Source organism: Mycobacterium sp. (assembly GCF_035570115.1).
Classification (GTDB): domain Bacteria; phylum Actinomycetota; class Actinomycetes; order Mycobacteriales; family Mycobacteriaceae; genus Mycobacterium.
Genome location: NZ_DATMLH010000258.1, coordinates 1 through 18,361, shown reverse-complemented (window position 1 = coordinate 18,361; position 18,361 = coordinate 1). Strand labels below are relative to the sequence as shown.

Below are 18,361 nucleotides of genomic sequence, written 5' to 3'. Positions count from 1 at the left end.
GCCGATTCTCGTGCAGCATCGCAACCGCAACCCATCGCGCGCAATCGATTTCGATGTCACACGGCTCATCTCCAGCTCGGCCTCCCATGACATCGATCTGTACCGCTGGTTCACCGAAGAAGAAGTCGCCGAAGTGTCCTGCGCCGTGAAGCACAGCCCTGACAGTGATGCCGTCACTGTCCTGCTCAGCCTGCGGTCGACGACGGGAATCCTCGGACTCTCCGAAATCGGACGCGGCCCGGGGTTGCAGTACGAAATCGACTGCGACATCGTCGCCAGTGCCGGTTCGATCAATTTGGGGGCACCGAGCCGGCGCACCCGCGCCATCGGCGACGCCGGTGCGGCCACGTTCCTCCCGAACGACTGGATCGAGCGTTTCGACGGCGCATATCGCGCCCAAAACGTCGACTGGGCAGCATCATTGGCCCGGAATACCCTCACCGGACCTACGGCGTATGACGGCTACGCCAACAACGCCGTCGTAGACGCCGCGCTGCAAGCACTCGCGACGGGGCAAGTGATCGCGGTCGACCAAGCGCCACCCGGCTCGTTGCATACCCACCAAACGGATGTGACATGACGATCGCGCCCGGGCGTTCGCCCGCAGCGCCTGGATCGTTGGCGTAGTGTCCGTTAGCCATGGCTGATGCGATCCACTTCGTCGATGCGAACGGGCTGAATTTCGGCTATCTCGAGGACGGCTCTGGGCCTCTTGTGCTGATGTTGCACGGGTTCCCCGACACGGCGCATACCTGGGACGATCTTCGCCCCCGAATCGCCGCCAAGGGATATCGCGCGGTCAGCCCGTTCATGCGCGGGTATCACCCCACTGCGGTCCCGGATCGTGACGCGGACCAAGAGACGTTGGTCCGCGATGCACTTGCGTTAATTGAAGCGCTCGGCGCCAGTGAGGCCGTCATCATCGGCCATGATTTTGGAGCTGCGGCCGCTTATGGCGCGGCGGCGCTTGGCCCCGATCGAGTGAAGAAGCTGTTCGCTCTGGCCATTCCCCACCCGGCCGCGCTTAAGCCGTCGCTGAAAAAGCTCTGGGGCGTCCGCCACTTCGCGGTCTACAAGTTGCCGGGGGCGCCGAACCGCTTCGCGCGCAACGACTTCGCGGCGCTGCCCGCGATCGTCCGGCGATGGTCGCCGGACTGGAGCCCCGACCCGAAAGAGTTCGACCCGGTCCGCGCGAGCTTCTCGAACCGGGCGAGCTTGAACGCGGCGTTCGGTTATTACCGAAAGCTTTCGCCCATACCCAGCGCATCACTGAAGACGCGGATCACCGTGCCGACGGTCGTCTTTGCGGGGCTCGATGATCCAGTCGCGGAGCCCTCGGACTATCGGGGCGCCGCCCGCATGTTCGAGGGTGATTACGTCGTTGAAGAGGTTCGAGGCGGGCATTTCATGCACCGGGAGCACCCCGACGCGTTCGCGGAGCGAATCCTGACTCATCTGTGATTGGCACCCGGTGGGCGTGCTGAAAAACAGCGCTGAGCAGCTGTTTGGCTGGCCGACCTGGGTGGCTGCTATCGTGCTTGGCCTATGCCGGAAATGGATCGTCGCACCATGATGTTGATGACGGGCGTCGGCGTGTTGGCAGCCGCGGTCCCCGTCCCGCAAGCCCGGGCTCATCCGCGCCCACCGGCCGCGCCACCCGGTAACACGGCTCAGGGCAGCTACATCTTCCAAGACGAGTTCGACGGTCCGTCCGGCTCAGCGCCTGATCCGGCCAAGTGGGCGGTGGCAAAAGCTCGTGAGCAAATCAAAGATCCGACGCATTGGGAGCTACCCGAGAACATCGGGCAGTACCGCGACGACCGCCGCAATGTATTTCTCGATGGCAAGTCCAACCTCGTCCTCCGCGCCGCGAAAGACGGCCCCACCTACTTCAGCGGCAAGATTCAAAGCCTCTGGCGGGGCGGTGTCGGCCATACCTGGGAAACCCGGATCAAGCTCGATTGCCTGACCGCCGGTAGCTGGCCCGCCTATTGGCTAGGAAATGAGGACCAGGGCGAAATCGACGCACTCGAGTGGTACGGCAACGGCAGCTGGCCCTCGGCCACCACCGTCCACGCAAAAGCAAACGGTGGCGAATGGAAGACCCAGAACATCGCCGTGGACAGCGGCTGGCATACCTGGCGGTGCCAGTGGGACGAGGCTGGCATCCGCTTCTGGAAAGACTTTGTCGACGGCGCGCAACCATACTTCGATGTGCCGGCGAGTTCGCTACCGGATTGGCCGTTCAGCGGGCCGGGATACACGGTGTTTCCGGTGTTCAACCTTGCGGTCGCCGGTTCGGGTGGCGGTGATCCCAGGCCGGGTAGCTATCCGGCGGACATGCTCATCGACTGGATACGCGTCTGGTAAGGCGCACGCGTCCGGTCAGCGCATAGCGCGCGCTCAGAAGTTGTTGCAGGTGACGGCGATCTGGCCGATCAATCCGATGTATTGTGCGGCCCCCGGCATGCCCTCTGCCTCCTGCGCCATCGCCGCGCGCTGCGGTGGCGGCGAGGCGATGAAGTTACGCAACCAGCCCTGCGCCATCGGCGACCGGTTGAACTTCGCAGCGGCGGCCGGCGATTGCGCGTTCAGTGCCGCCACCACCTGCGGGTAACTGCAGGTGGTGTTGATTGCCGAGTCAATAGCAGGGTCTGCGGACGCGATCCCGGCGCCAGCAAGCAACGACAACGCCAAGCCGCCACCTGCGACAGCCAGTCTGATTAACGACCGCGTGACCATATAGGTACACCTTCCGAACTAGGTACCGCCGACCCTCGACGAAGAGAACCCCAGTTTACCGGAAGAGATCGAGGAACTGCCTGCGCGAAGCGCGGGCGTGGTCACACCGCGGGCGAACACCGCAGGCGCTGGGCGGGGATATTGTCTGGTCATGGACGCCCCCACCACGCCGTCTGTCTGACGGCTCCACCCGAAAAATCATGCGCCCGGCCCGCAATCTGGCGGCGGACTTCTACCGCGTGTCGGGCGTGGTGCTCATCGTCCTGGGCCACTGGCTGGCCGGATCGGTGACCTATCACGACGGATATTTCGGTCGGCAGAACCCGCTCGTCGACCAGCCGTGGACTCAATGGCTGACGTGGCCGTTTCAGGCCGTGCCGACCTTCTTTCTGGTCGCCGGCTACGCCGGAGCGGTGTCCTGGACGCATCGGCGCGATACCGACGGTGTGTCGCGCCAGACCTGGTTGCGGCATCGACTCGCCCGGGTGCTCGGACCCACGACGGCCTACGTCGCTCTGGTGTCGGCAGTCGTGGTCGCTCTGGGCGTTCGCCACGTCGCCGGTGCCACGCTGGAATACGCGGGTTGGGCGGTGGCGATGCACCTGTGGTTCCTCGCCGTCTACCTGGTTGTGGTTTCGCTGACGCCCGCCGCGATTGCCGCCCAACGGCGTTGGGGACTTTTGGCCCCGGCGGTGCTTGCAGTGGGAGTCGTCGCGGTCGACGCGGTCGGGCTCGGCGGCCACCCGCCCCACCTGCGCGTGCTGAACTACCTGCTGTGCTGGGGTGCCGTCTACCAACTTGGAATCGCTTGGCATGAAGGAGCATTGGCCGGCCGCAAGCCCGTCCTGCTCGCCGTCGGATCTGCGGTCGCGCTGGCGCTGCTGATCCTGCTGGGCCCCTATCCGGTCAGCATGATCGGCGTGCCCGGCCAAACCGTGCAGAACGCCGATCCGCCGTCGACAGCGATGCTGGCGTTCGCGTGCGCTCAAGCGGGGCTGGTGATGGCACTTGCACCCGCGCTTAACCGCGCGCTGCGCGCCGGCTTCGTCCAACGCATGCTGACCAGGGCCAACGCCAACGTGATGGCTCTTTACCTGTGGCACATGATTCCTGTCGTGATCGTGGCGATTGTCGGCTACCCCGCCGGACTGTTGCCCCAGCCGATTGAGGGCACCGTCGAATGGTGGCTCGCCCGGCTGGAATGGGTGGTTATCCTCAGTCTGGTGACAGCGGTCGAGATGGTGCTGCTGTCTTGGGGCAGAAGCTTTTTCGCGGCGCCGTTGGCAACGGTCGAGACGCCGCTGACAGAGCGCTGGGCCGAACCGATCATGCTGGCCGGTACCGCGATGGCGGCCTATGGCTTGGCGTTCATCGCCGCTGAGGGCTTCGCGCCGTATGGACATTTTCCATGGCTGACCGGTCTGATCTTCGCCGCGGGCGTGTTGCTGGTGGCGGCTAGTCCGGCAAAGGTCGGCGAGCCACCGCTTTCCGGCTAACGGCTCAACCGGCTGAAATGCCGATCGCTGATGACGCATACCGACCAGTGGCCGGTATACGTTTTCCCGTGGATATGGAGGTAGCAATGAGCACACCAGAGCAGGCGCAGGTTCGCACCCGCATGTTCGCCCGCGCGTTAGGCCCGTTCTTCACCATCGTGCCGACCACCGTCGCGGTACGGGGCTCCTATATGCGAACGCTATTTACGGAATTCAAAGCAAACCCGATGTGGCCGTGGCTATTTGGCGCCATACTGCTGATATTCGGCCTGGTGATCATCGCGTTTCACCAGTACTGGCGCAGCCCTGCGGCGATCATCGTCTCTGTTGTGGGCTGGTTTCTGGCGATACGCGGTGTGCTCTTGCTGACCGTTCCCCAGGCGTACGACGCCGCTGGCAACGCGCTGTACAGCTCAGGCGCGACCGCGGCGATATGGGTGGTATTCCTCTGCCTCGCCCTATCCGGGCTGTATCTGACCTACGTCGGCTGGAAGCCGGAGGCAGGATCGCCCTAGCGCGGGTAGTTGGAGCAGGCGGCGGGGTCGGTCGCCGCCGAACTACGCCGACCCGCTCAGCGCCGCCAGTGCCGCGTCGTAATTCGGCTCGCTGGCGATCTCTGGCACGAGCTCGGAGTACGCGACGTTCCCGTCGGCGCCGATCACAACGACGGCCCGGGCAAGCAGCCCGGCAAATGGACCGTCGGCAATGGTGACGCCGTAGTCCTTACCGAAATTGTCACGGAATCCCGAGGCGGTCTTCACGTTCTCGATACCCTCTGCGCCGCAGAACCGCGCCTGCGCGAACGGCAGATCGTTGGACACGCACAGCACGGACAGACCGCCCGCGGCGGCGCGCTCGTTGAACGTGCGCACGCTGGTCGCGCACACTGGTGTGTCCACCGATGGAAAGATGTTCAGCAGCACGGGCTTATCGTGGAACTGGTCATTGCTGACTGGGCCGAGATCGGATCCGGTCAACGTGAAGGCTGGGGCCGGAGATCCGACGGCAGGAAGTTCGCCGACGGTATTGATCGGGTTTCCGCGCATAGTTATCTGTGCCATGCGCACAGTCTGCCAAGGCCAGCGGGGCGGCCTGGGGCCGGGGTTGGGTCAACCGCGACGTGCGGACCGGCGGATGCCGCGCGGGAGCCGTGCGGGTCGCCATGCCGGCTCTTAATGTTCTCTATATATTGGCTACCGTGCCTGAGATCAATCGACGCAACATCATGATCACAATGGGGCTGGGCGCACTGGGGGCCGCGATTTCTCTCCCGGAGGCCTGGGCTCACCCGTCTCCCCCCGCGGCGCCGGCCGGTACCGCGCAAGGAAGCTACATCTTCCACGATGAGTTCGACGGACCGGCCGGCCAAGGCCCCGATCTGGCGAAGTGGACGCCGCAGACCTGGCAGGACGACGTGTTCCCGCCCGTCGATGGCATATACCGCTCCCAAAACGTCTTCCTCGACGGGAATTCCAATCTCGTCCTGCAGGCCAGCCGAGAAAACGGTCAATATTTCAGCGGGAAGTTGCGCGGTAACTGGCGGGGGTCTATCGGTACCACCTGGGAAGCGCGGATCAAACTCGACTGTTTGTTCCCCGGCCTGTGGCCCTCGTTCTGGACCGTCAACGAGGATCCGCAGCCGGACGGCGAGGTCGACCTCTTCGAGTGGTATGGCAACGGCGACTGGGCTCCCGGTACGACCGTGCACGCGGCATCCAATGGGAAAACCTGGGAAGGAAGATCGATTCCCGGGATGGTGGACGGCGATTGGCACACCTGGCGCATGCGTTGGGATGAGGACGGGTTCAAATTCTGGCGAGACTACGTCGACGGAGCCAAGCCGTACTTCAGCGTTCCGCCGAAGCCGATCCACGTCTTCGGCGCACCGCCTGAAGACAAACGGTGGCCGTTCGGCAATCCCGGCTACTGGATGACGCCCATGTTCACGCTTGCGGTCGGCGGGGTTGGCGCCGGCGATCCCGCGGCGGGGACCTTCCCGTGCCAAATGCTGATCGACTACATCCGGGTCTGGTAGCGGTTTACCGCACGGCCTTGATCACCTGAACCAGGTTGAACTGCCACCGCTTGACAAGGCGAAAGCCTAGATCGTGAGGAACCTCGAACGCCGGCGTCGCTCCATAGAGCGGGCCGGGTAGGAGCGCCGAACCCTGCTCGCGGGCGGGCATTGCCTTGTCAGCTTGGGTGATGATCCACGCGACGCGGCAGTGACTCAGTGGTTTCGCAACGACTTCTGGGATGAGGTTGGTATCGAAGACGTCGTTGCGGTCCGTCGCGCGTTGCCACAGTGTGAGGTCGACCAGCTTCCGATATGCATCGGGACGGGCCGCCATCAACGGGCGCATCGGCGCAGGCATGAACGTGACCGTGTCGTTGACGAGTAAGCAGTCACCGGGTGCCGCTTTCGCGGTGATCAAATCGGCCACCTGGCTGTAGTCCATTCCATACTTGGCATACGGACCACGTTGAGCCAGAACATAATTCGGCGCCGCGGCGACAGCGAAAAGACCGACGAGAGCTGTGGCAGCCCATGGGTGCGGGGCAACTGCGGCAATACAGACGCCGAGGACCAATGCCATCGCCGGCGCGGTGAAGGTCAAGTAGCGCGGTGTGTAGATCGGGTGAACCACCATCGACCAGATCACGACCAGTGCAGTCGGTATCAGCAGCCAGGCGATCGCCAAGGCCAGCAGCTGCCGATCGGAATCCGTTAGTTGCCTGGATCCGCGGAGCCACCACACAGCAGCTGCGGCTACCACCAGCGCCGACAACAGCGCGAACGGCGGGCTTCGCTCGAAATATTGTTGAACCGCCACATCCTCGATCGTTCGGTGTCCGATCGGTGCTAACCAGCTGATCTGATGCGCTTGGCCAATGGCCACGACCATGAACGGCGTCACGGCGATACCCACCAGAACCGACACAATGGCGAACCGCACCAGGACCCTTTGCCTGCGCTGGAAGACGCAGAGGAAAGCGACGTGGGTCAAAAACAGCAGCACCAGATACACGTCGAGCAGCGTGGAGATCGCCAGGGCGATCCCGTAAGACAGCCAGGCTAAAGCGTTATCACGGCGTGCGGCATAAACGAGCAGTACCGTCAGCCACACGGCGGCCATCATCGACAAGGCGTAGGGGCGAGCTTCGATGCCTGCCCACGTGGTCCGAGGCAAGATCGCACAGACAACACCCGAGGCCACCGCGACGGTGCGAGACGAGAACTGCCCACCCAGCACCACCAGCCCCGCCGCGGCCGCACCGACAGCCAGGCCGCTTGGCGCGCGGGCCCAGAACTCCGTCGGCGGAAATATCTGGAACCAGCCGTGCATGAGCAGGTAGTACAGGCCGTGGACGGCGTCGACGTTGTTCAACATCTGCCACAACTGACCCAGCGAACGACTGTATGAGGCGGAAATCGTCGCGGCCTCGTCGTACCAGAAAGAGGGACGGCCCGCGCCGACCAGACTCACGACGGCGGCCAACACTCCGACGATCAGCGGGTCCAGCACGGCCTGCGGCAGGGTCGGCTGTGCGTTGCGATCAGTCATATGGACTCGTCGCCATGTTGCCAGCAGCGCACCTAGGACTCCCGGGGGTGACTAAGACCGCGACTGCCGCACCTTGTACGTCGAGGGCCAGGACTGTCGCGTGTCGTCGCCCACCAACGGCGTCCCCATGCTTCCGACCTTGACGGCGTAGGCCTCCTGCCCGGCGCCGACTTCGCGGTTGGCGTGCTCCTGCGCCAGGTAGTAGAGCTCGTCGATGGTGGCTTCCCCGTAGGCGACGAATGAGCTCTTCCGAACGATGTCGCCGGCGCCGGCGGTCATCAGGTCGGGCAGGACTTTCGTCGCCAGCGCGCCCAGGCCGAACAACGAAAATGGAATGACCCAGTAGCAGGCGAACCACAGCGGTGTTCTGGTATCGAGAATGGTGGCGTCGCGCTGCACCACCGGTGGAATCGACGACGACACCGTCATGCCTGCGAAGACGGCGACCCAGATCCAAGTCAGCCGCTTAATAACTTGGCTGAACAGATCGCTGCCGACCACCCCGGGAGGCTGACCCGCCGCGACGAACTCGTGCACAAAAGGCTTGTCGAGCAGCATGCCGGTAACCGTCACCAGCAAGATCCCCGCGCTGCTCAGCGGCAGAGCCCACTGCTCGACGAATGACCGGCTCAACGACAACGTCACGGCCGTCAGCACCAAGAACGTTCCGACAGCGCCGATTTCGAGCGCACGCTCGGGTGTCCCTGTTGCGCGCCCGACTACCAGCCCGGCGACCGCGATCGCCAGCGCGACCAACACCGCGACAAGGAACGGCACGTTACCGACCAGCACCCAATAGACGATCCACGGCGCAAGACCAAACAGAATGCCCACGATCGGTCAGTGTATGGGCGCTGCGAGCTCGTCCTACGACTGGTCAGCTTCCTGCTCGGTTTGTTGAGCCTGGAGCTCGTCTTGGGTGAACTGCTGCTCGGCCTGGTCATTTTGTTGCTGGGCCAGCTGTTCGGATTGGAGCATCGACTGGTTCGCGTTGTTTTCCGACAACTGGGCCTCGTCCTGATTCTGTTGTTGCTGCAGGAGCTGTTGCTGCAGCGCGCTGTCGTCGTTGTGGACGGTGGTGTCGTCAAGGCCGGCGCTGGAATCGTCACCGCCGCCGCCGTCCACCTGCTGCAACAGTGGCGTCACCCAGCTTGGCAAGGCGGCGGCAACGTTCGGCGGCAGTTGAATTGTCTGGTCCACCAGGCGTACCTGGCCGGACGCGACCGTCGATTGGTCGGCCCCAGACCACCCTGTAGCGAACAGCGTGAGCACCGCGATCCCGGTGGCTCCGGCGACAGCTACCCTCGTGGCACGACGGCGTCGACGCCGCATGTCGGCCGTGTTGCTGTCATGGCGCTGGTGTTCTGTCGGAATGGTCATCAGCCAAACCTGCGCTCGGTCATTAGCTCCAGGCTTGGTGGCGCTTATCGCTTTACTGTGAGATCAAAGTTGCCCGGCCAGGCTCAGCTAACCTGAACCAGTGCTAGATGAGGAGCCCCGCGCCGGGCGCCTGCTGGGCGGGGTCCGGCGCACTCCCGCCCAGAACCGCATCCTGCACGCCGCATTGGATTTGTTCGCCGACCATGGCGTCAGCGGAACGTCTCTGCAGATGATCGCTGACGCTGTCGGAGTGACCAAGGCCGCGGTCTACCACAAGTTCAAGACCAAAGAAGAAATCGTGATCGCGGTCGCCGAAATGGAGCTCGCCACACTCGAGGATGCGCTGAAAGCGGCTGAAGCCCAAGCGGACTCAGTCGGCGCCCGCAAAGTGCTGCTGACCGAGGTGGTCGGGATGGCAGTTGAGCGCCGCCGCTGGGTCCGGACCCTGCAGAACGACCCGGTGATGGTGCGACTGTTGGGTGAGCACGAGCCGTTCCGCAACCTGATCACCCGCCTGTACGCGATCTTGCTCAACGAGGCCGACGACACCGAGGCGCGGATATCGGCGGCGCTGTTCTCCGGCGCGATCGCCGGCACGGTGATCAATCCCCTCGTCGACGACATCGACGACGACACGTTGCGCTCGGTGCTGATCCACCTCACCGCACGCATGTTCAAGCTGCCCGACTGAGCTCGCGCCGAAACCCTTGCTGTCTTTCCGGCGGATCATCTATCGTCGGCACTAGCCGATCGGCTACCCCTGGCTCTGGAGGTGCTGTGCAGATTCTTGCCGAGGCCGAAGACCTACCCAAGACCGCGAACATCAAGACCCAGCTGATCAGCCTGTGGACCGCGCCCGTCTTTGGCGTCGTCCTGCTGATCGCGTTCCTGGCATTCCCCGGCTTCTTCCCGCCGATGTCGCCGGACATGACCGCCGAACAGGTCGCGAAGTTCTACAGCGACCACACGGCGATGATCAGGTTCAGCATGATCACCTTCAATCTGTGCGGGATCATGTTGTTGCCGATTTTCATGGTGATCGTTGTCCAGATGAAGCGGATGGCCACCCAGAGCCACGTGTTCGCCTACTGCTACCTCACCGCGGCCGTCACCGGTGCAACCCTTTTCGCGCTCGCCGACATCTTCTATCTCGTCGCGGCGTTTCGGCCCGCGCGCAACCCTGAGCTGATCGAGCTGCTCAACGACATGGGTTGGATGATTTTCATCGCGCCGGTGGGTGCGGCGGTCGCCATGAACCTATTGCTGGGGCTGGCGGTCTATTTCGACGACGGACCCAACCCGGTCTTCCCCCGATGGGTCGGGCATTACGCCGTGGCTACCGCGCTGGCCATGGCCCCGGCCGTCGGCGCCGCCGTCTTCACTAGCGGGCCGCTGGCGTGGAATGGAGCGATCTCCTTCTGGCTTCGCAACGGCGCCTTCACCCTGTTCGTGGTCGTGATGTTCTTCGTGCTGCGCAATGTGCTGCACCGACAAGCGGTCGAGGAGGGGGTGGCGCGGTGAGCAGCACGGTCTCGGCTGAGTCATCACCGACCGGCACCCTCGGCCGTGCCCGACCCCCGCGCGCGGGCAAACGTGATGTCTGGCTCGTGTTTTGGATCGTGCCCGCGTTCTACACCGCGTTCGGGGTGATCTTCTTCGCGTTGGCCAGGGTGATGCCGCCGCCGCGGCCGGACGTGACCGCCGATCAGATGGCACATTTCTTCCACGCGCACGCGCTGACCATCAAGATCGGCTTCGGCGTGCTAGTGCTGATCGTCGGGGGCGCCGGGATTTCGAACGGGATTGTCGTCTACCACATGAAACGGATGACGGTCGGCTCGGTGCTGGCCTATGTCTATCTCGGGTCGATGTCGGTCGGTGCGCTACCCGGTTGCCTGCTGGTCGCGTTCTCCTTTTTGACCGCGGTGTACCGGCCGGGTCGTGACCCGCAAATTCTGCAACTGTTGTACGACCTCGGGCTGCTCTCCTACGTGGGATCGTTGGGATGTTTCTCGACCGCCTACTTCGCCTTCGCCGTGGCGATTCTCTACGACAAGAACGAGATCTTCCCTAAATGGCTTGCCTACGTAAATATCTGGCAAATCGTCACCGAGATCTTGACTGTGGCGGTGTTCGTCTCGAAGGCGGGGCCGTTCGCGTGGAACGGCTGCAATTCCTTCTGGCTGGGAACGGCGATCTTCGGCGTCTGGCTGGTGTGCGTGATTATCTTCCTGAAGAAGGCCAACGAGCTGCAGCCGGCCGACGAGCCACCTCTGGATTGATGGGCGACTACATGGCAAATGCAGAACAAACCGCCGCCGAATCCGACACCGCCACAGCATCTTCGGTGAACGGCACCGAAGACCAGCGCGGGCCCCACCTGCCGGGCGACGTTCATATGTGGGTGATGGTTCTTGGCGACCTGATCATCTTCGGCGCCTACTTCATCATGTTCATGATCTTCCGGGCCATGCACCCGCAGGAATTCTTGGCGTCCGAAGAGCATCTCAACATCAACATCGGTGTGCTCAACACGCTGGTGTTGCTCGCCAGTTCCTGGTTCATCGCCCGCAGTGTGCAGGCCGCCCGCGCCGACGACCATGCCCAAGCGCTGCGCCTGACCTACCTCGGCGGGCTGTGCGGGGTGGCGTTCATCGCGATCAAGGCCTATGAATGGACGGCGAAAATCGGCCAGGGCTACACGATTTCGAGCAACGACTTCTTCATGTACTACTACATGCTTACCGGTGTGCACGTGTTCCACGTGTCACTCGGCTTGCTGATCTTGGGCATCACGGTACGTGAGCTGCGTAATCCCCGCCGTCGACGAGCCTCCATGGTCGAATCCGGGGCCACCTATTGGCACATGGTCGATCTGCTGTGGATCGTCATCTTCGCCCTGCTCTACGTGATGAGGTGAGCGCATGACCACGACCGCTGCACGGGCAATCACCTACGCCTGGATCGTGTTGTCCGCGATCACGATCGTCTCCTGGTGGTTGGCACCGGGTCATACCCGCGGAGCCGCCGCCGTCGCCAGTGTGCCGATCACCGTCGCTGTGGTCCTGCTGGCATTCATCAAGGGACGCATAATCATCCAGTACTTCATGGAAGTGCGTACCGCACCCCGGTGGCTCAAGCTGTTCACCGATGTGTGGCTCACCGCATTGTGGGTCAGCGTGTTGGCCATCTACCTCTACGGAACCTTGCTACCCGGATAACCGTTGGGCGAGGGCCCATGCGGCCTCCGCCATACTTCGGTAGCGTTCGCGATATTCAGTCGTACCGGCGCGCGCATCGGCGGCGTTGCCTTCCACCCCGCGCCGCCAGACCCCGGCGGTGATGGAGGCCAGCCGGAACATCGAGAAGACCACGAATACGTCAAGCGACTTCGGCGGCGTGCGGCCCGCATGGCCGCAATAGCTCTCGACGAAGGTCTGCTGGTCGGGAAGTCCAGTGCCAGTGAGGTTCTCGTCGGCCACCCCGGCTCTGCCGCCGGGCCCGCCGGGCATATGGTAGGTCACGCAGAAATACCCGAGGTCGGCCAGCGGGTTGCCGATCGTCGCGAGTTCCCAGTCCAGCACCGCTACCACCCGCGGCTCGGTCGGATGTAGCAGGACGTTGCCCAGGCGGTAGTCACCGTGGGCGATGCAGGCCGGCGCATCGTCGGGCGGTAAATGGTCTGGCAACCATTGCGCCAGCAGATCCATCGCCGGCATGTCCTCCATCCGCGCCGCCTGCCATTGGCGAGTCCACAATGCCACCTGACGTTGCATATAGCCCTCCGGCCGGCCGAACCCCTCGAGCCCGGCCGCGCGCCAATCCACGCGATGCAAGGCCGCAAGCACACGGGCCAGATCCTCATAGACGGCTGCGCGGTGCGCCGGTGTGCCCTCGCGCATCACCCGGTCCGGATAAACCCGTCCCTCAACGTGATCCATGACGAAAAACGGTGTGCCGAGGATTGTTTCGTCCTGACACAGCAGCCGCATGCGCGGTACCGGCACGTCGGTCTCGGCCAGCGCCGCCATGACGCGGTATTCCCGCTCTACCTCGTGGGCGCGGGGCAGCAATTTGCCCGGGGGTTTCTTGCGCAGTACGTACTCGCCGCCGGCAGTGCGCAGATGATAGGTGGGATTGCTCTGTCCGCCCTGGAACTGACGAATCTGCAACTGACCGTCGAAACCCGGCAGCCGTCCGCGCAGATACCGGGCCAGAGCGGTCTCGTCGAAGCGGTGTGCGGGGAGCACGGGTACCAGCTCTGCCGTCCCCTCCATCTGTTGCCCCTTGTCGTTACATACTTGGGTCGCTGAGCGTCCGCCCAACCGCTGTGGCAGAAACCTACATCAAGGTCGTGCGTGCGCTGACAAGGCCGTGAGGAGATAGACCAATGCCGATGATCGACCTGACGTACGTGCGTGGGTCGTTGGACGACCAGGCGCTGGGACGGCTGACCGACGAGCTGGTCACCGTGCTGCTGCGGGCCGAACGCGCCCCGGACACCCCATTCCTACGTGACAACACCCTGGTGTACCTGCACACGTTGGATCCGGCGGCGCAGTCGGTGGGTGGCCGTGGCGCGGGCGCGCCTCGATTCCGCATCGAGATGACGGTGTTCGAAGGCGCACTCTCACAAGAACGCAAGGAACAGCTCGCGGCTGACGTGCATGTCGCGGTGTGCGCCGCGGCGGGGATCGAGCCGGACGGCGCACGGGCCTACCACGTGTGGACGCTGATTCACGAGATCCCCGAAGGCAATTGGGCCGGCGGCGGCAAGATCATCTACTACCGGCAGGTGCAAGGCCTGGTCGCCGACGACGCACCCTGATTGACCCGCTCGGTAGTGTCCGCATATGGACATTTCTTGCGCATTCGCGACCTCGTCGGACACCCCGGCGCATGTGCAGCTGGCCGAAACGCTGGGCTACCGCCGCGCTTGGCTCTATGACTCCCCGGCGCTGTACCCCGACGTGTGGATGATCCTCACCCGGTGCGCCGAACGCACCTCACGCATCGGCCTCGGGCCGGGCGTACTCGTTCCCAGCCTGCGTCATCCGATGGTCAACGCCGCCGCCATCGCCGAACTCGCAGACCAAGCGCCTGGCCGCGTCGCGGTGGCCATCGGCGCGGGTTTCACCGGCCGGTTCACGCTGGGCAAGCGACCCATGCCGTGGCGTCAGGTCGCCGGATACGTCCGGTGCTTGAAGGCACTGCTGGCCGGCGAGACCGCCGAATGGGACGGAGCGAAAATCCGCATGCTGCACCTGCCCGGCTACGGCGCGAAGCGACCGGTTCAGGTGCCGATCCTGCTCGGCGCGGACGGCCCGAAGGGGCTGGCGGTGGCGGCTGAACTCGGCGACGGCGTGTTCTCGGCCGCCGTCCCGCAACCCGATGCGGTCAAGGCGGCCGAGTGGCGGGCACTGCTGTCCTTCGGCACGGTGCTCGACGAGGGAGAGGAGCTGACCGCCGCTCGGGTCGTCGACGCGGCCGGACCCGCAGCCGTGGTGCTGTACCACGCCAGCTACGAGCGCGGCGGCGCTGCCATGGTTGACGCACTACCGGGCGGGCGCGGCTGGCGCGAGGCGGTCGAGGCCTGCCCCGAGGATGAACGGCATCTCGCGATCCACGACGGGCATATGGTGAAGGCCAACCCGCGTGACGAGCCGCACGTCGCCGAGCTCCTCCCGTTCGCCAGCTCAACAGGACTGACCGGCACTGCCGAGCAGGTGTCGGAGCGCGTCGCCGGGTTGGCCGCAGTCGGCGTCACCGAGGTCGTCTACCAGCCGGCCGGATCAGACATCGAGCGGGAACTTCGCGCGTTCGCGTCCGCCACCGGCCTTGCGGGCTGATTGGCGCCCCGACCGGCTCACGGGTATTACCGTTTGGTCATGACTGCCGAAGTAATCGTGACGGCGTTGCTCGCTGCACTTTTCGGGTTTGCCGGCCTGATCAAGGTTGTCGGACTTCGGCAATCGCTGGCGATCCGCGACCACCTCGGCGTCAAGCCCGGGCAGTGGCGGCTGGTCGGGCTACTCGAGCTGGCCGGCGTCGCCGGTGTGCTGGTGGGCCTGGTCTGGCCGCCGATCGGTATCGCAGCCGCCATCGGACTTGCCCTGCTTGTCTTGGGAGCCATCGTGTTTCACGTGCGGGCATCTGACAGTGTCGCTGACACGGCTCCGGCGGTGATCGGCCTGGGCCTGGCCGTTGCGACGGCCATCCTGCAATCCGTCTGAGCGCATCGTTGTCGCACTCGCCCTGCACTAGTAAGCTGGGCTAAATGAATGACGTCGTCATCGCCGGGGCGGGCCCCAATGGCCTGATGGTGGCCTGCGAGCTCGGGCTGTCCGGAATCCGGCCGATCGTGTTGGACCCATTGCCGGGACCCAACCCGGAACCGCGCGCGAACGGGGTGACGGGCCAAGGGGTTCGGATTCTCGACCATCGAGGTTTCTACCGCGTCCTGGCAGGGACTGATGACCCACCGCAGCCGTCGCCTTGGGCCATGTTTGCGGCTTTGACGCTGGATCTGACCGGGACGGCGGACGCCCAAAACTATATGGTCGCCGTGCAACAGCCCCGGCTTGTGCAACTCCTTGCCGAGCGCGCCGTCGAGTATGGCGTGGACATTCGCTGGGGCCACCGGCTGAGGGGTTTCGATCAGTGCGCCGACGGCGTCACCGTGCATGTCGCCGGTCCGGACGGCGACTATCAGCTAGCGGCGAAGTACCTGGTCGGCGCCGACGGCGGCACCAGCCAGACGCGCAAACTCGCGGGCATCGATTTCCCCGGAATGACCTCCCATGACGCGGTCGCCCGGATGGCGTTCGGGGTGGTGCCGCCCGACGACTGGGTTGACCCGGTCACCGGCGCGCTCGACGTGCCCGGGTGGGGCCGAGTCCCGCCCGCTCCGTTCTATCGCGCCGAACACGGCGTCTTCGCCAGCCGTCGGTTGGGCGGCAGGGCGATGCTAATCACCCTCGAGCTGGACAGCTCGGCTCGCGAGGACGGCCCCGACGACCACGACGACGACACGCCGGTGAGCCTGCCCGAGATCGAGGCCAGCGTGAAACGCGTGCTCGGCGCCGACGTACCGCTGCGGCCGATATCGGCCGACGCCCCATTGGATCTGCGTCGCTTCTACGGCATCAACTCGAGGATCGCATCGCGATACCGATCGGGCCGGGTGATCCTGGTCGGCGACGCCGCGCACGTCCACTCCCCGCTTGGTGGACCGGGGTTGAATCTGGGTCTGCAGGACGCGGTGAACCTCGGCTGGAAGCTGGCCGCCGTCATCGCCGGTGGCGCGGAGCCTGCGCTGCTCGACACCTATGAGGTCGAGCGGCGGCCCGCTGCCGAGCGGGTGATCATGCACAGCCGCGCGCAGTTGGCTCTGATCAGACCCGGGACCGAAGTCACCGCGCTGCGCGAACTCTTTTCCGAACTGTTGACGAATCCCGAAACCGTGCAACGTCTCAGTGATCTGGTGTCCGGCAACGACAATCGGTACGCCGTAGCCGATGACGCGCATCCGCTGGCTGGCCGCTGGGTGCCCGACTTCGCCGTCGTCAGCGCCGACGGAACGCGACGGGTAGCGGAACTCGCCCGCAACGGAAAGCCGCTGCTGATCGACCTCACCGACGGCGCCGTCGTCGCGGCCGCCGCGGCGGGCATCGCCGACCGGATCACCGTCGCGGTGGGACGTCCGGCCGGTGATGTGTCGGCTACGGCGCTGCTGGTGCGTCCCGACGGTTATGTGGCGTGGGCGTCATCGGAGCCGAAGCCGGCAACCGACGACCTTCGCGCCGTCCTCGCGCAGTGGTTTGGGATCATGCTGCCCTGAAGCCCAAAGTCGGCTATTTCGAAGCGATTTCGTCCTGGTACTTCTTGGTCATGTGCGCGACCGCGTCGTTCTGTGACTGCGCGAGGCCTTCTCGCGCCTCGCTGGCGCGCGCGGCGGCATCCAGTGTCGGCTGCGCCTGACCCTGGAAGTGCGGCATCACTTCGGCGGCGAACAGCTCGGCCGATCGTTTGGTTGCCGCCGGGTTGGCCCATTCGTGGCCCATCTGCAGCATGCAGCCGAAGCCGCCGGATTGGTCCCACATCCGCTGCACCTGTTCCCGTGCCCGCTCCGGGGTGCCGATCACACCCGCGCCGTTGTCGTTGATGACGTCGATCATCTCGTCGATCTGCTCGCCGGGCATGGTCATCTGCGGGAACGCGGCGACCTTTTGGAAGTAGCGGAACCAGGGTTCGAGGCCGAATTTCACGTCCTCGCGGGCCTGCTTGTCGGTTTCGGCGAGGTGGAACGGCCCGACCAGGCTCCAATTCTTGCGATCGACCTTGGTGCCGAACGCTGCGGCGCGCTCTTCGACGATGTCCCAGTGATACTGCAGAGCGTTGAAGCCTTCGACGGTCAGCGTCGCCCCGATGGACAGCAGGCCGATGCCGTGCTTGCCGGCCAGCCGCGCACCCGTCGGCGACGCGACGGCGGCCACCGCCAGCGGGCAACCCCCGTCGGAGTACGGGGCAAGCTGCAAGCGGGCGTTGTGCAGTTCGTGCGTGGGCGTTTTAGCGGACACCGACTCCCCGCGCAGCAGCCGGACAACGATGTCGAGATTGGTGTCCAGCAGCTCTCGCGTGTCGGTGGGGGTTAGCCCGATCATCGACGAGTCGCTGGGCAGTGAGCCCGGTCCCACTCCCCCGATGACGCGGCCGTGCGTCAGGTGATCCAGCATCATCAGCCGGTCGGCCACCCAGAGCGGGTTGTGGTAGGCGAGCGAGATGACCCCGGTGCAGAGCTTGATCCACTTGGTCCGTTCCGCGGCGGCGGCAATGAAGATCTCCGGCGAGGCGATGAGCTCGCTGCCTGCCGAGTGATGCTCGCCAATCCACGCTTCGTCGAAGCCGAGCGCATCGAGGTGTTGGACGAATTCGAGATCTCGCTGCAACGCCAGTGTCGGGTTGGTGCCCGCCCGGTGAAACGGAGCGATGAAATACCCAAACCTGAGCTTGGCCATGTGCGGTCCCCTAGCAGTCGAGTTGCCCGAACCTTAAACCTGCCATGCAACCCGTGACTAGCTCAACGGCGATGCGCGATCACGGCCAGCCGCCGCAACCCACGCCCGGTACACAACCGTGGCCGCCGCCAGGTCCGCCGCCGCCGCTGGGGCCGCCAGG

At 64.7% G+C, this 18,361-nt stretch carries 22 protein-coding genes; 15 read left to right on the top strand and 7 right to left on the bottom strand.

Annotated features, from left to right (window positions below):
- The 3 genes from VNW74_RS24290 to VNW74_RS24280 form a co-directional block, all read left to right on the top strand.
- A partial coding sequence (locus VNW74_RS24290; protein WP_325681573.1) for a Gfo/Idh/MocA family oxidoreductase occupies positions 1 to 580 on the top strand: 580 nt, incomplete at its 5' end.
- A gap of 59 nt (positions 581 to 639) precedes the next feature.
- On the top strand, positions 640 to 1,461 hold the full coding sequence (locus VNW74_RS24285) for an alpha/beta hydrolase (RefSeq protein ID WP_325681571.1): 822 nt from the start codon (positions 640 to 642) through the stop codon (positions 1,459 to 1,461).
- Between the two features lie 84 nt (positions 1,462 to 1,545).
- Positions 1,546 to 2,370, top strand: coding sequence for a glycoside hydrolase family 16 protein (locus VNW74_RS24280; protein ID WP_325681569.1), 825 nt, complete (start codon positions 1,546 to 1,548; stop codon positions 2,368 to 2,370).
- A 33-nt stretch (positions 2,371 to 2,403) separates the two neighbouring features.
- On the opposite strand, the gene VNW74_RS24275 is transcribed toward VNW74_RS24280, so the two are convergent.
- The gene (locus tag VNW74_RS24275) at positions 2,404 to 2,742 is read right to left on the bottom strand and encodes a hemophore-related protein (RefSeq protein WP_325681567.1); all 339 of its coding nucleotides are present in this window, start codon (positions 2,740 to 2,742) and stop codon (positions 2,404 to 2,406) included.
- A gap of 200 nt (positions 2,743 to 2,942) precedes the next feature.
- Here VNW74_RS24275 and VNW74_RS24270 point away from each other — a divergent pair, with 200 nt between their 5' ends.
- Positions 2,943 to 4,238 carry an acyltransferase gene (locus VNW74_RS24270; protein ID WP_325681565.1) on the top strand — a complete coding sequence of 432 codons (1,296 nt, stop codon included), beginning with the start codon at positions 2,943 to 2,945 and terminating at the stop codon, positions 4,236 to 4,238.
- Between the two features lie 86 nt (positions 4,239 to 4,324).
- Entirely contained in the window at positions 4,325 to 4,753 is a 429-nt protein-coding gene (locus tag VNW74_RS24265; RefSeq protein WP_325681563.1) for a hypothetical protein, read from the top strand.
- A 42-nt stretch (positions 4,754 to 4,795) separates the two neighbouring features.
- On the opposite strand, the gene tpx is transcribed toward VNW74_RS24265, so the two are convergent.
- On the bottom strand, positions 4,796 to 5,299 hold the full coding sequence (tpx, locus tag VNW74_RS24260; RefSeq protein ID WP_325681561.1) for a thiol peroxidase: 504 nt from the start codon (positions 5,297 to 5,299) through the stop codon (positions 4,796 to 4,798).
- A gap of 146 nt (positions 5,300 to 5,445) precedes the next feature.
- Between tpx and VNW74_RS24255 the strand changes: the two genes are divergently transcribed.
- Complete coding sequence (locus VNW74_RS24255; RefSeq protein ID WP_325681577.1) at positions 5,446 to 6,273, top strand: glycoside hydrolase family 16 protein; 828 nt, start codon at positions 5,446 to 5,448, stop codon at positions 6,271 to 6,273.
- A 4-nt stretch (positions 6,274 to 6,277) separates the two neighbouring features.
- Here VNW74_RS24255 and VNW74_RS24250 read toward each other — a convergent pair whose 3' ends face one another.
- Genes VNW74_RS24250 through VNW74_RS24240 form a run of 3 tightly spaced genes read right to left on the bottom strand, consistent with a single transcriptional unit; the run spans position 6,278 to position 9,004 of the window.
- Positions 6,278 to 7,804: a glycosyltransferase family 39 protein gene (locus VNW74_RS24250; RefSeq protein ID WP_325681559.1), complete on the bottom strand. Its 1,527-nt coding sequence runs from the start codon at positions 7,802 to 7,804 to the stop codon at positions 6,278 to 6,280.
- A 51-nt stretch (positions 7,805 to 7,855) separates the two neighbouring features.
- A complete protein-coding gene (locus VNW74_RS24245; RefSeq protein WP_325681557.1) occupies positions 7,856 to 8,638 on the bottom strand; it encodes a hypothetical protein in 783 nt (260 codons plus the stop codon).
- A 33-nt stretch (positions 8,639 to 8,671) separates the two neighbouring features.
- Complete coding sequence (locus VNW74_RS24240) at positions 8,672 to 9,004, bottom strand: hypothetical protein (RefSeq protein WP_325681555.1); 333 nt, start codon at positions 9,002 to 9,004, stop codon at positions 8,672 to 8,674.
- 280 nt (positions 9,005 to 9,284) lie between these two features.
- On the opposite strand from VNW74_RS24240, the gene VNW74_RS24235 reads away from it, so the two are divergent.
- The 5 genes from VNW74_RS24235 to VNW74_RS24215 all read left to right on the top strand — a co-directional run bounded on the left by VNW74_RS24235 (position 9,285) and on the right by VNW74_RS24215 (position 12,405).
- Positions 9,285 to 9,875 carry a helix-turn-helix domain-containing protein gene (locus tag VNW74_RS24235; RefSeq protein WP_325681553.1) on the top strand — a complete coding sequence of 197 codons (591 nt, stop codon included), beginning with the start codon at positions 9,285 to 9,287 and terminating at the stop codon, positions 9,873 to 9,875.
- An 86-nt stretch (positions 9,876 to 9,961) separates the two neighbouring features.
- Entirely contained in the window at positions 9,962 to 10,705 is a 744-nt protein-coding gene (locus tag VNW74_RS24230; protein ID WP_325681551.1) for a hypothetical protein, read from the top strand.
- Positions 10,702 to 11,466, top strand: coding sequence for a hypothetical protein (locus VNW74_RS24225; RefSeq protein WP_325681549.1), 765 nt, complete (start codon positions 10,702 to 10,704; stop codon positions 11,464 to 11,466). The genes VNW74_RS24230 and VNW74_RS24225 overlap by 4 nt, the downstream gene beginning before the upstream one ends.
- Before the next feature lie 11 nt (positions 11,467 to 11,477).
- Complete coding sequence (locus VNW74_RS24220) at positions 11,478 to 12,104, top strand: cytochrome c oxidase subunit 3 (protein WP_414686762.1); 627 nt, start codon at positions 11,478 to 11,480, stop codon at positions 12,102 to 12,104.
- A gap of 4 nt (positions 12,105 to 12,108) precedes the next feature.
- Positions 12,109 to 12,405 (top strand): cytochrome C oxidase subunit IV family protein, encoded by a 297-nt coding sequence (locus tag VNW74_RS24215; RefSeq protein ID WP_325681547.1) that lies wholly within the window; start codon positions 12,109 to 12,111, stop codon positions 12,403 to 12,405.
- Here VNW74_RS24215 and VNW74_RS24210 read toward each other — a convergent pair.
- Complete coding sequence (locus tag VNW74_RS24210; RefSeq protein ID WP_325681545.1) at positions 12,394 to 13,461, bottom strand: phosphotransferase family protein; 1,068 nt, start codon at positions 13,459 to 13,461, stop codon at positions 12,394 to 12,396. The two genes, VNW74_RS24215 and VNW74_RS24210, sit on opposite strands and share 12 nt — an antisense overlap.
- A gap of 113 nt (positions 13,462 to 13,574) precedes the next feature.
- Between VNW74_RS24210 and VNW74_RS24205 the strand changes: the two genes are divergently transcribed.
- Genes VNW74_RS24205 through VNW74_RS24190 form a run of 4 tightly spaced genes read left to right on the top strand, consistent with a single transcriptional unit; the run spans position 13,575 to position 17,024 of the window.
- Positions 13,575 to 14,012, top strand: a complete 438-nt coding sequence (locus VNW74_RS24205; RefSeq protein ID WP_325681543.1) for a tautomerase family protein — start codon at positions 13,575 to 13,577, stop codon at positions 14,010 to 14,012.
- A 25-nt stretch (positions 14,013 to 14,037) separates the two neighbouring features.
- Positions 14,038 to 15,033: an LLM class flavin-dependent oxidoreductase gene (locus tag VNW74_RS24200; protein ID WP_325681541.1), complete on the top strand. Its 996-nt coding sequence runs from the start codon at positions 14,038 to 14,040 to the stop codon at positions 15,031 to 15,033.
- A 39-nt stretch (positions 15,034 to 15,072) separates the two neighbouring features.
- A complete protein-coding gene (locus VNW74_RS24195; RefSeq protein WP_325681539.1) occupies positions 15,073 to 15,417 on the top strand; it encodes a DoxX family protein in 345 nt (114 codons plus the stop codon).
- 44 nt (positions 15,418 to 15,461) lie between these two features.
- A complete protein-coding gene (locus tag VNW74_RS24190) occupies positions 15,462 to 17,024 on the top strand; it encodes an FAD-dependent monooxygenase (RefSeq protein ID WP_325681537.1) in 1,563 nt (520 codons plus the stop codon).
- 13 nt (positions 17,025 to 17,037) lie between these two features.
- On the opposite strand, the gene VNW74_RS24185 is transcribed toward VNW74_RS24190, so the two are convergent.
- Entirely contained in the window at positions 17,038 to 18,201 is a 1,164-nt protein-coding gene (locus tag VNW74_RS24185) for an LLM class flavin-dependent oxidoreductase (protein WP_325681535.1), read from the bottom strand.
- Positions 18,202 to 18,361 lie beyond the last annotated feature (160 nt).